Origin of the sequence: Pseudomonas sp. SC11 (genome assembly GCF_047039205.1) — a bacterium.
Classification (GTDB): Bacteria; Pseudomonadota; Gammaproteobacteria; order Pseudomonadales; family Pseudomonadaceae; genus Aquipseudomonas; species Aquipseudomonas boreofloridensis.
This window is the reverse complement of record NZ_CP178183.1, coordinates 1,384,229-1,398,557: the sequence shown is the minus strand read 5'-3', so window position 1 is coordinate 1,398,557 and position 14,329 is coordinate 1,384,229. Positions and strand designations below refer to the sequence as shown.

At 64.2% G+C, this 14,329-nt stretch carries 11 protein-coding genes and 1 tRNA gene; 9 read left to right on the top strand and 3 right to left on the bottom strand.

The window, feature by feature from the left end; all coding sequences use genetic code 11:
- Positions 1-12: 12 nt before the first annotated feature.
- Positions 13-822, bottom strand: a complete 810-nt coding sequence (gene tcdA, locus ACK2SD_RS06395) for a tRNA cyclic N6-threonylcarbamoyladenosine(37) synthase TcdA (protein WP_029614932.1) — start codon at positions 820-822, stop codon at positions 13-15.
- A gap of 235 nt (positions 823-1,057) precedes the next feature.
- Between tcdA and ACK2SD_RS06390 the strand changes: the two genes are divergently transcribed.
- From ACK2SD_RS06390 to ACK2SD_RS06375, 4 genes are all read left to right on the top strand, one after another.
- Positions 1,058-3,649 (top strand): glycosyltransferase, encoded by a 2,592-nt coding sequence (locus tag ACK2SD_RS06390; RefSeq protein WP_412461654.1) that lies wholly within the window; start codon positions 1,058-1,060, stop codon positions 3,647-3,649.
- Positions 3,650-3,752: 103 nt separating this feature from the next.
- Positions 3,753-4,904: a succinyl-diaminopimelate desuccinylase gene (dapE, locus tag ACK2SD_RS06385; RefSeq protein WP_412461653.1), complete on the top strand. Its 1,152-nt coding sequence runs from the start codon at positions 3,753-3,755 to the stop codon at positions 4,902-4,904.
- On the top strand, positions 4,904-5,716 hold the full coding sequence (locus tag ACK2SD_RS06380) for a putative RNA methyltransferase (RefSeq protein ID WP_039579619.1): 813 nt from the start codon (positions 4,904-4,906) through the stop codon (positions 5,714-5,716). Before dapE ends, ACK2SD_RS06380 begins: the two co-directional genes overlap by 1 nt.
- 19 nt (positions 5,717-5,735) lie before the next feature.
- Positions 5,736-6,110 carry a hypothetical protein gene (locus ACK2SD_RS06375; protein ID WP_029614931.1) on the top strand — a complete coding sequence of 125 codons (375 nt, stop codon included), beginning with the start codon at positions 5,736-5,738 and terminating at the stop codon, positions 6,108-6,110.
- A gap of 118 nt (positions 6,111-6,228) precedes the next feature.
- Here the strand turns inward: ACK2SD_RS06375 and ACK2SD_RS06370 are convergent, their stop codons facing one another.
- Positions 6,229-6,438: a cold-shock protein gene (locus ACK2SD_RS06370; RefSeq protein ID WP_029614930.1), complete on the bottom strand. Its 210-nt coding sequence runs from the start codon at positions 6,436-6,438 to the stop codon at positions 6,229-6,231.
- Between the two features lie 231 nt (positions 6,439-6,669).
- Here ACK2SD_RS06370 and plsB point away from each other — a divergent pair, with 231 nt between their 5' ends.
- The 5 genes from plsB (at position 6,670) to ACK2SD_RS06345 (ending at position 13,132) form a co-directional block, all read left to right on the top strand.
- Positions 6,670-9,147, top strand: a complete 2,478-nt coding sequence (gene plsB / locus ACK2SD_RS06365; protein WP_412461652.1) for a glycerol-3-phosphate 1-O-acyltransferase PlsB — start codon at positions 6,670-6,672, stop codon at positions 9,145-9,147.
- Positions 9,148-9,239: 92 nt separating this feature from the next.
- Positions 9,240-9,926, top strand: a complete 687-nt coding sequence (locus ACK2SD_RS06360) for a DUF4197 domain-containing protein (protein ID WP_412461651.1) — start codon at positions 9,240-9,242, stop codon at positions 9,924-9,926.
- A 238-nt stretch (positions 9,927-10,164) separates the two neighbouring features.
- Positions 10,165-11,046: an alpha/beta fold hydrolase gene (locus tag ACK2SD_RS06355; RefSeq protein ID WP_412461650.1), complete on the top strand. Its 882-nt coding sequence runs from the start codon at positions 10,165-10,167 to the stop codon at positions 11,044-11,046.
- 110 nt (positions 11,047-11,156) lie between these two features.
- Positions 11,157-11,230, top strand: a tRNA-Gly gene (locus ACK2SD_RS06350).
- Positions 11,231-11,440: 210 nt separating this feature from the next.
- Positions 11,441-13,132, top strand: a complete 1,692-nt coding sequence (locus ACK2SD_RS06345) for a SulP family inorganic anion transporter (protein ID WP_116888893.1) — start codon at positions 11,441-11,443, stop codon at positions 13,130-13,132.
- A 35-nt stretch (positions 13,133-13,167) separates the two neighbouring features.
- Here ACK2SD_RS06345 and ACK2SD_RS06340 read toward each other — a convergent pair whose 3' ends face one another.
- Positions 13,168-14,232, bottom strand: a complete 1,065-nt coding sequence (locus tag ACK2SD_RS06340; RefSeq protein WP_412461649.1) for a glycerophosphodiester phosphodiesterase family protein — start codon at positions 14,230-14,232, stop codon at positions 13,168-13,170.
- Positions 14,233-14,329 lie beyond the last annotated feature (97 nt).

Genomic DNA, 14,329 nt, shown 5'->3' with positions numbered 1-14,329 from the left:
GCACCGCAACGGTCAGTCGGGCTTGGTCCGCTCCGACGGCCGTCGAGCACCGGCCACCAGCTTTTCCACGGCCTTGCTGACCGCCACCATGGCGAAGGTTGCGGTCACCATCATCACCGCGCCGAAGCCGCCGGCACAGTTCAGGCGCACGCCGTCGCCGACGAAGCTCTTTTGCAGGCACACGCTGCCATCGCCCTTGGGGTAACGCAGTTGCTCGCTGGAGAACACGCAGGGCACGCCATAGTTGCGGCTGACATTGCGCGAAAAGTTGTAGTCGCGGCGCAGGGTGGAACGCACCCGCGAAGCCAGGGGGTCGTTGAAGGTCTTGTTGAGGTCGCCGATCTGGATCTGCGTCGGATCGATCTGCCCGCCTGCACCACCGGTGGTGACGATGGCAATCTTGCGCCGCCGGCACCAGGCGATCAGCGCCGCCTTGGCCTGCACGCTGTCGATGCAGTCGATCACGCAGTCCAGGTCTTCGGTGATGTGTTCGAGCAGGGTCTCTCGGGTGACGAAGTCAGCCACCGCATGCACCGTACAAGCCGGATCGATGGCGCGCAGACGCTCGGCCATGACCTCGACCTTCGGCCGACCCACCTGGCCCTCCAGGGCATGGGCCTGACGGTTGGTGTTGCTGACGCAGACGTCGTCCAGGTCGAACAGGCTGATTTCGCCGACGCCACTGCGCGCCAGCGCCTCCGCCGCCCAGGAGCCGACGCCGCCTATGCCGACCACGGCCACGTGGGCCTGGCGCAGGCGCTGCAGCCCTTCGTCGCCATACAGCCGGGCGACGCCGGCGAAGCGTGGATCTTCTGTGCTCATGCTGCTACCCCGAAAAAACCGGGGCGCATTATAGGCCATGCGCGCCCGTCAGCCAGGTCTTGTCGACGCGATGCGTCCCCGACAGCCCAGCATTAGGAAAGAGCCTGTCAATCCTGCTTTAATGTCCAATCGTAAGTCGGCTGTGGCCGGCTCGGGGCTGTTTCTGCACCGCCCACACTCGAACCTGGATTCGCCCTGGCTCTTGCCTGCACCTTGCCTGGAAGCTCACGCACTTATGTCATCACGCAAATTCGGTCTCAACCTGGTGATCGTCCTGGCCATCGCCGCGCTGTTCACCGGCTTCTGGGCGCTGATCAATCGCCCGGTATCGGCGCCGGCCTGGCCGGAACAGATCTCTGGTTTCTCCTATTCACCCTTCCGCCTCGGGGAGAGCCCGCAGAAGGGCCAATACCCCAGTGAAGACGAGATGCGCCAGGACCTGGAGCAACTGAGCAAGTTCACCGACAACATCCGTATCTATACCGTCGAGGGTACCCAGGCCGAGATTCCGCACCTGGCCGAAGAACTGGGCCTGCGCGTGACCCTGGGCATCTGGATCAGCACCGACCTGGAGCGCAACGAACGCGAGATCGAGAAAGCCATCGGCTTGGCCAACAGCTCGCGCAGCGTGGTGCGGGTGGTGGTAGGCAACGAAGCGCTGTTCCGCGAAGAGATCACCCCCGAGGCGCTGATCCAGTACCTGGACCGCGTGCGCGCGGCGGTGAAGGTGCCCGTGACGACCAGCGAACAGTGGCATATCTGGAAGGCGCACCCTGAGCTGGCCAAGCATGTCGACCTGATCGCCGCGCACATCCTGCCGTACTGGGAGTTCGTGCCGATGAGCGACTCGGTGCAGTTCGTCCTGGACCGCGCCCGCGACCTGCGTCATCAGTTCCCCCGCAAGCCCCTGCTGCTGTCGGAAGTGGGCTGGCCGAGCAACGGCCGCATGCGTGGCGGCGCCGATGCCACCCAGGCGGATCAGGCGATCTACCTGCGAACCTTGGTCAACACCCTGAACCGCCGCGGCTTCAACTACTTCGTGATCGAAGCCTACGACCAGCCCTGGAAAGCCAGCGACGAAGGCTCGGTCGGCGCCTACTGGGGCGTGTTCAACGCCGAGCGCCAGCAGAAATTCAACTTCGAGGGGCCGGTGGTGGCCATCCCGCAATGGCGCGCCTTGGCGGTAGCCTCGGTGGTGCTGGCGATGATCGCCCTGGCCGTGCTGCTGATCGACGGCTCGGCGTTGCGTCAGCGCGGTCGCACGTTCCTCACCTTCATCACCTTCCTGTGCGGCTCGGTGCTGGTGTGGATCGCCTATGACTACAGCCAGCAATACAGCACCTGGTTCAGCCTGACAGTCGGCGTGTTACTGGCCCTGGGCGCCATCGGCGTGTTCATCGTGCTGCTCACCGAGGCCCATGAGCTGGCCGAAGCGGTCTGGACTCACAAACGACGAAGAGAATTCCTGCCAGTACAGGGCGACACCGCCTACCGCCCCAAGGTGTCGGTGCACGTGCCCTGCTACAACGAGCCACCGGAGATGGTCAAGCAGACCCTCGACGCCCTCGCCGCCCTCGACTACCCAGACTACGAAGTGCTGGTGATCGACAACAACACCAAGGACCCTGCGGTGTGGGAGCCGCTCAAGGCCCACTGCGAAAAGCTCGGTGAGCGCTTCCGCTTCTTCCACGTCGCGCCGCTGGCCGGCTTCAAGGGCGGTGCACTGAACTACCTGATCCCGCACACGGCCAAGGATGCGGAAGTGATCGCGGTGATCGACTCGGACTACTGCGTGGATCGCAACTGGCTCAAGCACATGGTGCCGCACTTCGCCGATCCGAAGATCGCCGTGGTGCAATCCCCCCAGGACTACCGCGACCAACACGAAAGCGCTTTCAAGAAGCTGTGCTACAGCGAATACAAGGGCTTCTTCCACATCGGCATGGTCACTCGCAACGACCGTGACGCGATCATCCAGCACGGCACCATGACCATGACCCGGCGTAGTGTGCTGGAGGAACTGGGCTGGGCCGAATGGTGCATCTGCGAAGACGCCGAACTCGGCCTGCGGGTGTTCGAGAAAGGCTTGTCGGCCGCCTATGCCCACAACAGCTACGGCAAGGGCTTGATGCCCGACACCTTCATCGATTTCAAGAAACAACGCTTCCGCTGGGCCTATGGCGCCATCCAGATCATCAAGCATCATGCCGGCGCCCTGCTGCGCGGCAAGGGCAGCGAACTGACCCGTGGCCAGCGCTACCATTTCCTCGCTGGCTGGCTGCCCTGGGTGGCCGATGGCATGAACATCTTCTTCACCGTCGGGGCGCTGCTGTGGTCGGCGGCGATGATCATCGTGCCGCACCGCGTCGATCCGCCGCTGATGATTTTCGCCATCCCGCCGCTGGCGCTGTTCTTCTTCAAGGTCGGCAAGATCATCTTCCTCTACCGCCGCGCGGTGGGGGTGGACCTGCGCGATGCCTTCGCTGCCGCCCTGGCAGGCCTGGCGCTGTCGCACACCATCGCCAAGGCGGTACTCTACGGCTTCTTCACCAGCAGCATGCCGTTCTTCCGCACACCAAAGAATGCCGACAGCCATGGTCTGCTGGTGGCCATCTCCGAAGCCCGCGAAGAGCTGTTCATCATGCTCTTGCTGTGGAGTGCGGCGGCCGGCATCTGCCTGGTGCAAGGCCTGCCCAGTTCCGACATGCGCTTCTGGGTGGCGATGCTGGTGGTGCAGTCGCTGCCGTACCTGGCGGCCTTGATAATGGCCTTCCTGTCCTCGCTGCCCAAACCGGCGCACACCGCGGTCGAGCCGCAGCAGGCTTGAGGCCCTGTGCAGCGCAGGGGTGCATCGCGTCCCCTGCGCCGGCCCGTTTGATATAAGATAACGCCCCCAGATTTTTCGCCTTGCCTTGCCCCCGGAGTTCTCCATGACGGCCCCAGCCGAGCTCTCGCCTACCCTTCAACTGGCCTGCGACCTGATCCGCCGCCCCTCGGTGACGCCGGTCGATGCCGACTGTCAGACCCAGATGATGAATCGCCTAGGCGCGGTCGGCTTCCAGCTCGAGCCGATGCGCATCGAAGATGTCGACAACTTCTGGGCCAGTCACGGCCAGCAGGACGGTCCGGTGCTGTGCTTCGCCGGTCACACCGACGTGGTGCCCACAGGCCCCGTGCAGCAATGGCAGCATGAGCCCTTCGACGCGCTGATCGATGCCGACGGCATGCTCTGCGGCCGCGGCGCCGCCGACATGAAGGGCAGCCTGGCCTCGATGGTGGTCGCCAGCGAACGCTTCGTGCGCGACTATCCCGACCACCGCGGCCAGGTCACGTTCCTGATCACCAGCGACGAAGAAGGGCCCGCGCATCATGGCACCAAGGCTGTGGTCGAGCGCCTCAAGGCACGCCAGCAGCGTTTGGACTGGTGCATCGTCGGCGAACCCTCGAGCACGTCCCTGCTTGGCGATGTGGTGAAGAACGGCCGGCGCGGCTCGCTCGGTGCGCACCTCACCGTGCGCGGCAAACAGGGCCACGTTGCCTATCCACATCTGGCGCGCAACCCGATCCACCTGGCGGCGCCCGCGCTGGCCGAGCTGGCGGCCGAGCATTGGGACCAGGGCAATGCCTTTTTCCCGCCGACCAGCTTCCAGATCTCCAACCTCAATGCCGGCACCGGCGCTACCAATGTGGTGCCGGGCGAACTGACCGCGCTGTTCAACTTCCGCTTCTCCACCGAGTCGACCGTAGAAGGCCTGCAGCAGCGCGTGGCGGCGATCCTCGACAAGCACCAGTTGGACTGGTCGATCGACTGGGCACTCTCGGGCCTGCCGTTTCTCACCGAGCCGGGCGACTTGCTCGATGCGGTGTCGTCGAGCATCAAGGCCGTCACCGGCCGTGACACCCAGCCTTCGACCAGCGGCGGCACCTCCGATGGCCGTTTCATCGCCACCCTGGGCACCCAGGTGGTCGAGCTGGGGCCGGTCAACGCCACCATCCACCAAGTGGACGAGCGCATCCTGGCCAGTGACCTGGACCTGTTGACGGAAATCTACTACCAGACCCTGGTGCGGTTGCTCGCCTGATGCTGGCCTGCCCCCTCTGCCAGGCGCCACTGGCGCAGCTCGACAACGGCGTGGCCTGTGCGGCCGGCCACCGTTTCGACCGCGCTCGCCAGGGCTACCTGAACCTGCTGCCGGTGCAGCACAAGAACAGCCGTGACCCGGGCGACAACCAGGCCATGGTCCAGGCCCGCCGCGATTTCCTCGACGCCGGCCACTACGCGCCGGTGGCCGCGCGACTGGCGCAACTGGCTGCCGAACGCACACCCGGCGCGTGGCTCGACATCGGCTGTGGCGAAGGCTACTACACCGCACGAATCGCCGAGGCGCTCCCTGCCGCCGACGGCTATGCCCTGGACATTTCCCGAGAGGCGGTCAAGCGTGCGTGCCGGCGCGCCCCGCAGCTCACCTGGATGGTCGCCAGCATGGCCCGTGTGCCCATGGCCGATGCCAGCTGCGACTTCATCGCCAGCGTCTTCAGCCCCTTGGACTGGCGGGAAGCGAAACGCCTGCTGGCGCCGGGCGGCGGACTGATGCGCGTGGGGCCGACCAACGGCCACCTGATGGAACTGCGTCGCCTGCTCTACGATGAAGTGCGCCCTTACGCCGACGACAAGCACCTGGCTCTGGTGCCAGCAGGCATGCAGCACGCCCACGGCGAGGTCCTGGAATTCACCCTGACCTTGCCCGAAGCCCAGGCCCGTGCCGACCTGCTGGCCATGACCCCGCACGGCTGGCGTGCCAGCGCCGAAAAGCGCACTCGCGTGATCGAGCAGCCCGCGCCACTCGAGGTCACGGTATCCATGCGTTATGACTATTTTGTGCGCCAAGACTGAGCACACCAGGAGCCCTGAAATGCGCCAACCCGATATCGAAATCTACCTCAAGGACGCAGACGTCGATCACAAGCAGATTGCCGCCTGGCTGACCGAGGCCCTGGGCCCGTGCAGCGAGTGGAAGCAGAAAGGCCAGACCTTCAAGTGCATGGCCGGTAACATTCCGGTCACTTGGTTACCCAAGGCTGTAGGGAAATGGAACAGCCTCTACCTGGAAAGCGACCAGACCCCATGGGTCGATGACATCGCCTGCGCCCGCGCCGCCTTCGCCGCGCTCAACGTGGAAGTGCGCTGCGCGCCGGGCAGTTGGGCCGAAGAAGACGGCGAAGAAGACGCCGACCGCTGGATCCGCATCAGCACTGACGGCGAAGAAGAAATCACCTGGCGCACGTGAAAGCAGCGGCACGCTTCAGGAAAGCAGCGGCGAGCTTCAAGCTGCAAGCGGCAAGACCGGTGAACTCACGTCGGTATTGGCATCGCTTGCAGCTCGTCGCTCGCCACTCGTAGCGGTCTTAGAGACCGACGACGTCCTCGGCCTGCAGGCCTTTCTGGCCCTGCACCAAGGAGTATTCCACCTGCTGTCCCTCGACCAGGGTGCGGTGACCCTCACCGCGGATGGCGCGGTAGTGGACGAAAACATCGGCTCCACCCTCGCGCTGAATGAAGCCAAAGCCCTTGGCATCGTTGAACCACTTCACGTTCCCAGTCTCACGAGACGACATCTGCAACACTCCGGATTTTTATTTTCAAGATCGCCGTGCAGACAGAGGATTTTCTTCCTCTGGCTACGCAGCTTGCGGAAATTTCCTGCAAGGTGCGGACCGAGTATCTGTCGGATAACAAAAATTTTTATGACATGGCTTCAAATGGCCGATTTTTGCTGAACTTATGCCGATACGGCAGCCTAACTTGCTGGTATATCTCCTGAAACATTTTCCCAGGGCAATCACCCCATGACCCGTTCTCCCCTGCGCCGCCTGATTTTCGGTGCCCTGCGTCGCGTCCTGTACCTGTGGGTGCGTTCCGAGACCATCAACCAGTCCTCGCTGACGCTCAACCTCGACCGCAGCCGACCGGTGTTCTACGCCCTGCCTTCACCCTCGCTCACCGACCTGGCGGTGATCGATCGCGAGTGCACCAAGGCGGGGCTGCCCCGCCCGGTACTGCCCGTGGCCGTCGGCCCGCTGCACGAGCCTGCGGCGTTCTTCTACCTGACCCCCGACCCGGACTGGCTCGGTCGCCAGGACAAGCGCGGCGCACCGCCGACCTTGCAACGGCTGGTGACCACCCTCAGCGAACACGCCGAGGAAGATGCACAGATCATCCCGGTCAGCGTGTTCTGGGGGCAGACGCCCGCCAGCGAGAACAGCCCGTGGAAACTGCTGTTCGCCGACAGTTGGGCGGTTACTGGGCGTTTGCGCCGGCTGCTGACCGTGCTCATCCTTGGACGCAAGACCCGCGTGCAGTTCTCCGCACCCATCCACCTGCGCGAACTGGTGCAGCACAACAAAGGCCATGAACGCACGGTGCGCATGGCCCAGCGCGTGATGCGGGTGCATTTTCGCAATCTGCGCACGGCGGTCATCGGCCCGGATATTTCCCACCGGCGCAATCTGGTCAAGGGCCTGGTCCACGACCCGCTGGTTCGCCAAGCCATCAGCGACGAAGCCGAGCGCGAGAAGATCCCCTACGCCAAGGCCGAAGCCAAGGCCCTGCACTATGGCAACGAAATCGCCTCGGACTATACCTACACCGCGATTCGCTTCCTTGAAGTGGTGCTGAGCTGGTTCTGGAACAAGATCTACGACGGCATCAAGGTCAACCACATCGAGCAGGTGCAGGAACTTGCCCCCGGCCATGAGGTGATCTATGTCCCCTGTCACCGCAGCCATATCGATTATCTGCTGTTGTCCTACCTGCTGTTCCGCAACGGCCTGACGCCCCCGCACATCGCCGCGGGCATCAACCTCAACATGCCGGTGATCGGCAGCCTGCTGCGCCGTGGCGGCGCCTTCTTCATGCGCCGCACCTTCAAGGGCAATCCGCTGTACACCGCCGTCTTCAACGAGTACCTGCACACCCTGTTCACCAAGGGCTTCCCGGTGGAGTACTTCGTCGAGGGCGGACGCTCGCGCACCGGGCGCATGCTGCAGCCGCGCCCCGGCATGCTGGCGATCACCCTGCGCAGCTTCCTGCGCTCCTCGCGCACGCCGATCGTCTTCGTACCGGTGTACATCGGCTACGAGCGCGTGCTCGAAGGCCGCACCTACCTGGGTGAGTTGCGCGGGGCAAGCAAGAAGAAGGAGTCGATCTTCGACATCTTCAAGGTCATCGGCGCGCTCCGGCAGCGCTTCGGCGAGGTCTACGTCAATTTTGGCGAACCCATTCACCTGAATGGCTTCCTCGACCAACAACAGCCGGGTTGGCGCGAACAGGACCTGGCGCCGCAGTTCCGCCCGGCCTGGCTCAACGACACCACCACGCACTTGGGCGCGAAGGTGGCCCAGCACCTGAACGGCGCGGCGGCGATCAATCCGGTCAACCTGGTGGCCTTGGCGCTGCTGTCGACCAGCCGCCTGGCCCTGGACGAGCGGGCGCTGATCCGCGTGCTCGACCTGTACCTGGCGTTGCTGCGTCAAGTGCCCTACTCCGCGCACATCACCCTGCCGGAGGGCGACGGTCGCGCGCTGATCGAGCACGTCAGAGGCATGGAGCTGCTGTCCGAACAGAAAGATGCGCTGGGCCGCATCCTGTACCTGGACGAAGCCAACGCGGTGCTGATGACCTACTACCGCAACAACATCCTGCACATCTTCGCCCTGCCGGCGCTGTTGGCGAGCTTCTTCACCAGCAGTGCACGGATGAGCCGTGAGTTGCTCGGGCAGTACGTGCACGCGCTGTATCCGTACCTGCAGGCCGAACTGTTCCTGCGCTGGACACCCGAAGCGCTCGACGAAGCCATCGATCAATGGCTGGCTGCGCTGGTGGAGCAGGGGCTGCTGCGCGAAGAGAACGGGGTGTACCTGCGTCCGGCGCCGAGCTCACGGCAGTTCGTGATGCTCACCCTGCTGGCCCGCGCCATCACCCAGACCCTGCAACGCTTCTACATGGCCACCTCGCTGCTGCTCAACAGCGGCCAACACAGCCTGGACGCCGAGGAACTGGAAGCGCTGTGCGTGATGATGGCCCAGCGCTTGTCGATCCTGCATGGCCTCAATGCACCGGAGTTCTTCGACAAGACGCTGTTCCGTCACTTCATCCAGACCCTGGTCAGCGAAGGCGTACTGCAACCGGACGACAGCGGCAAGCTGGGCTACCACGACAAGCTCGGCGAACTGTCCGAAGGGGTGGCCAAGCGCGTGCTGTCGGCGGAGCTGCGCCTGTCGATCCGCCAGGTGGCGCTGCATCGGGACGATACCCCCGTCGCGTGATAGGGTGCATGTCTGATGCCCATCGGTTGCGCGGATCGGAGCCGATCCGCTGCACCGAGTTCGATTCACTTTCTGCCCTCAAGGACGCCTTCATGATTCGTTCCTCCCTGCGCTTGACCACCCTGTGCGCCGGTCTGCTGTTGTCGGCCAGCGCCCTCGCCCTGTCGCTGGGCAACCTGTCCCAGCAAGATGCTGCCGGCGGCCTTAAGGACGCCCTGACCCAAGGCGCGCAGATCGCCGTCAAGCAACTGAGCACGCCCGGCGGTTTCAGTGACAATCCCGATGTGCGCATCGAGTTGCCCGGCAAGCTCGGCAAGGCGGCCCAGGCCATGAAAATGTTCGGCAAGGGCGACCAGGTCCAGGCTCTGGAAACCAGCATGAACAAGGCGGCCGAAGCCGCTGTGCCGCAGGCCCAGGCAATTCTGGTGGACGCGGTGAAGAAGATGAGCGTGACCGATGCCAAGGGCATCCTCAGCGGCGGCGACGAAGCGGCGACGAAGTATCTGGACAAGAGCAGCCGCGAGCAGATCCGCGCCAAGTTCCTGCCGATCGTCAAGCAGGCCACCGACAAGGTCGGCCTGGCCCAGCAGTACAACAGCTTCGCCGGCCAGGCCAAAGGCCTGGGCCTGATCAAGGACGACGCCAACCTCGAGAACTACGTGACCGAAAAAGCCTTGGACGGTCTGTTCGAGATGATCGGCAAGCAGGAGCAGAGCATCCGCCAGAACCCTGCGCAAGCGGCCACCAGCCTGGCCAAGAAGGTCTTCGGCGCGCTCTGAGCCTCTCCGCATCCCCTTCGCGGGCGCCCTGCCCGCGAAACACCGCCAGTCACCGCCCGGCCGACTGGCGCTGAGGCTGATCGCAAACGATCGACCGCGGACGCCCACTTCCTTTCCAGGCGAATGCCTACCTGTCACATGCGACCTGCACCCTAGGGCTCTGTGCAGCGTGTTCGCGCGTTCGAGCCGACCGCCGCTACATGACGCGAGTGCCCTTTTTGCGCCAGGAGTCGATGACATGAGGCCAGAAATCGCTGTACTTGATATCCAAGGTCAGTACCGGGTGTACACGGAGTTCTATCGCGCGCAAACCGCAGAGCGGACCATCGTTCTGGTCAATGGCTCGCTGGCCACCACCGCCTCCTTCGCCCAGACCGTGCGCAGCCTGCATCCGCACTTCAACGTGGTGCTGTACGACCAGCCCTACGCCGGCAAGTCCAAGCCGCACAACTGCCATGAGCGGCTGCTGAGCAAGGAGACCGAAGCGCATATCCTGCTGGAGTTGGTCGAGCACTTCCGCGCCGACCACGTCATATCCTTTTCCTGGGGCGGCGCTTGCACGCTGCTGGCTCTGGCGCATCAGCCGCAACGGGTGAACAAGGCGATCATCAGTTCGTTCTCGCCAGTGATCAACGGCCCCATGCGCGACTACCTGGAGCGGGGCAGCCAATACCTGTCGGCCTGCGACCGCCCTAGAGTGGGCAATCTGGTCAACGACACCATCGGCAAGCACCTGCCCTCGCTGTTCAAGCGTTTCAACTATCGCCACGTCAGCAGCCTGGACAGCCACGAGTACGCGCAGATGCACTTCCACATCCACCAAGTGTTGGACCATGACCTGCAGCGGGCACTGCACGGGGCGCGCAACATCGATATTCCGGTGTTGTTCATCAACGGCGAGCGTGACGAATACACCACGGTCGAGGACGCCAGGCAGTTCGCCCGGCATGTGGACAGGAGCGCGTTCAGCGTGATTCGCGACGCCGGGCACTTCCTGGACATGGAGCACAAGGCAGCCTGCGAAGACACCCGCAGCGCGATGCTGGGTTTTCTGCAACCGGCCTGGACACCTCGGCAGCGCTATGGCTATGAGGCGGGTCAGCAGGCGTTGGCGGGGTGAGTACAGCGTGGAACAAAGCCTGGCAGCCGTAGACAAGCGCTGCTGCAAGGCTTTTTTGCTGCTTGGACTTTCCAGGACACCAGGATTCTGGTAAAAAGTCGGGCTGCGAAGCGGGTATAGTTTAGTGGCAAAACGAAAGCTTCCCAAGCTTTAGTTGAGGGTTCGATTCCCTCTACCCGCTCCACATTCTTCGCCCTGCGCATCTGATTGCAGCCCCCCAAAGAGCCCTCGGCTCTTTTTTCATTTCTACGCCCTTCGTTGACCTGCCCCATCGCTTTGCTCGCCGCAATCGGCTTGAATGCAGCCCCCACGACACACTGCATGACACTTGCAAGCGAAGCGGCTTCAGGTGCATATCGCGACTGCGCACCCAGAAATCATCAAAGGACTGCCCATGTTTCTTTCCCGCTGGCTGCCGGGCCTGGCCAACCTCCTGCACTACCGCCGCGAATGGTTCCGCGCTGATCTGCAAGCCGGCCTGTCGGTGGCGGCGATCCAGATCCCGATCGCCATCGCCTATGCCCAGATCGTCGGTTTGCCGCCGCAGTACGGTTTATATGCCTGTGTGCTGCCGATGATGGTCTACGCCTTGATCGGCAGCTCGCGGCAGCTGATGGTCGGCCCCGATGCGGCCACCTGTGCGATGATCGCTGGCGCCGTGGCGCCCTTGGCGATGGGCGATCCGCAGCGGATCGCCGAGTTGTCGGTGATCGTCACGCTGCTGGTCGGGGTGATGCTGATCGCTGCCGGTGTGGCCCGCGCCGGCTTCATTGCCAGTTTCTTCTCGCGGCCGATCCTGATCGGCTACCTCAATGGCATCGGCCTCAGCCTGATCGCCGGGCAACTGTCCAAAGTGGTGGGCTTCAGCATCGAGGGTGACGGTTTCATTCTCAGCCTGATCAATTTCGTCGAGCGCCTGGGCGAGATCCACTGGCTGACCCTGGTCGTCGGCCTGGGCGCACTGGCGCTGCTGATCTGGCTGCCGTGCCGCTATCCGAAACTGCCCGCAGCGCTGGTCACCGTCGCCGTGTTCACCCTGCTGGCGGGGCTGTTCGGGCTGGACCGCTTCGGCGTGGCCATCCTCGGCCCGGTGCCGGCCGGCATGCCCGAACTGGCCTGGCCGCAAAGTACCTTGGCCGAGACCAAGAGCCTGCTGCGCGACGCGCTGGGGATCGCGACGGTGAGCTTCTGCAGCGCCATGCTCACGGCGCGCAGCTTCGCGGCCCGGCACGGCTATGCGATCAATGCCAATCACGAATTCGTCGCCCTGGGCGTAAGCAACCTGGCGGCAGGGCTCTCCCAGGGCTTTGCCATCAGTGGCGCCGACTCGCGCACCGCGGTCAACGACATGGTCGGCGGCAAGAGCCAACTGGTGGGCATCATCGCCGCCTTGGTCATCGCGTTGATCCTGCTACTGTTCACCGCGCCCATGGCCTGGATTCCTCAGGCGGCACTCGGCGCGGTACTGCTGATGGCGGGCTGGGGGCTGATCGACGTGAAGTCCCTGGGCAAGATCCGACGCCTGAGTCGCTTCGAGTTCTGGTTGTGCCTGCTGACCACGCTCGGCGTGCTCGGCCTCGGCGTACTGCCGGGCATCGTCTTCGCCGTGACCCTGGCCATCCTGCGGCTGCTCTACACCATCTACCAGCCCACCGACGCCGTGCTGGGCTGGATGCCCGGCATCGAAGGTCAGGTCGATGTGCGCCAGCACCCGCAGGCCCGCACTGTGCCCGGCTTGGTGGTGTACCGCTTCGACGATGCCGTGCTGTTCTTCAATGCCGACTACTTCAAGATGCGCCTGCTCGAAGCCGTGCAACGCGAGCCGGATCCACAGGCGGTACTGTTCGACGCCGAAGCGGTGACCAGCATCGACGTCAGTGGCATTGCTGCCTTGCGGGAGGTGCGCGATACGCTCCAGGCACAAGGCGTGCACTTCGCCATCGCCCGCGCCCGCGGCACCTTCCTGCGCATGCTGGTGCGCTCGGGCATGGCCCGCGAGATGGAGGACCGCTTGCTGTTCGGCTCGGTGCGCGCCGGGATTCGGGCGTATCGGGTTTGGCGCAATCGTGAGCGACGCGACCGCTGATCACGATCGCGCGCACCCGCGATTCATTCAGGCAATCAAAACCCTAACGCCTGCAACACCTGCCCTTCATCCGCCACCGCCGGTCGCTGGTAAAAGCGCAGCAACGCCCCGGCCCGGTTGGTGAAAATGCCATCCACCCCGGCGTCCATCGCCTTGGCGAAGTCTTCGCGATCGTCCAGGGTGTAGGCATGCACCAGCAGGCCACGCGCGTGGCTGGCCTGGTTCATCCACGGCTGGATCAGGTCGGTGTAACTCTGCTCGCCCAGGCGGCTACGCTGCGCGGAGGGACCGGTGCCGATGGCGCCGCCGGCCTTGGCGGCATCCAGCCAGCGCAGCAGCTCCTCGCGGTCTTTGGGCGCCTGACGCGCATAGAAACGTGCCTTGTCCTGCTCGCCCGAGTCGGCGAAGTCCTGGCCCGACTTGGGTTCGATGCTGCCCTTGCCTACCCACAGCAGCAGAATCTTCGGCACCTGCGGCATCTCCTGGTGCAGCAGGGCCAGGCTGTCGCGGTCGAAGGTCTGCAGGATCACCCGCCCAGGTCTGTCGAGCCAGCCACGGGCCTGAAGCCGTGCCTTGAGCTGTCGTTCGATGCCGGGAAACTGCTTGGGCACCTTGGTTTCGATGTACAGCCCCGGCTGACGCTCGGGATTGCCCTCGGCGATGTCGATCACTTCATCGAGGGTCAGGATCTGCTGCCCGGCGAAGCTCGCCCTGGCGCGCTGCGGGTAGGCCTGGTTGAACCAACTGCCAGCGTCCAGCGCTTTCAACTCGGCCAGGGTGAAGTCGCTGACCGGACGCCCGGCACGCCCAGGGAAGCGCGAGGCTACATCGCTGGTGCGCGCCAGCACGTCGTCATGCACCACCACCAGCACATTGTCGCGGCTGCGTTGCAGGTCCAGTTCCAGGTAATCGGCGCCCAGCTCGCGCGCCAGCAGATAGGCCGCAGCGGTGGATTCAGGCGCGTCGAAGGACGCGCCACGGTGAGCGATCACCGCTGGATAGGGGATGGACTGGGCCTTGGCCAGGGCCGCACCGTCATCGGCTCGGACATCCATCGTCGACAACAGCAAGCCCAACAGGGGCGCAACGCGTATACGCATGTTCAGATCCTCTCGGGCCGCGCCCCGCACGCGCGGCGCAGCGGATTCCTTGGAAGGGCAAGCCTCTCACAGCTTCGATGACATGCTAAAGTCCCCG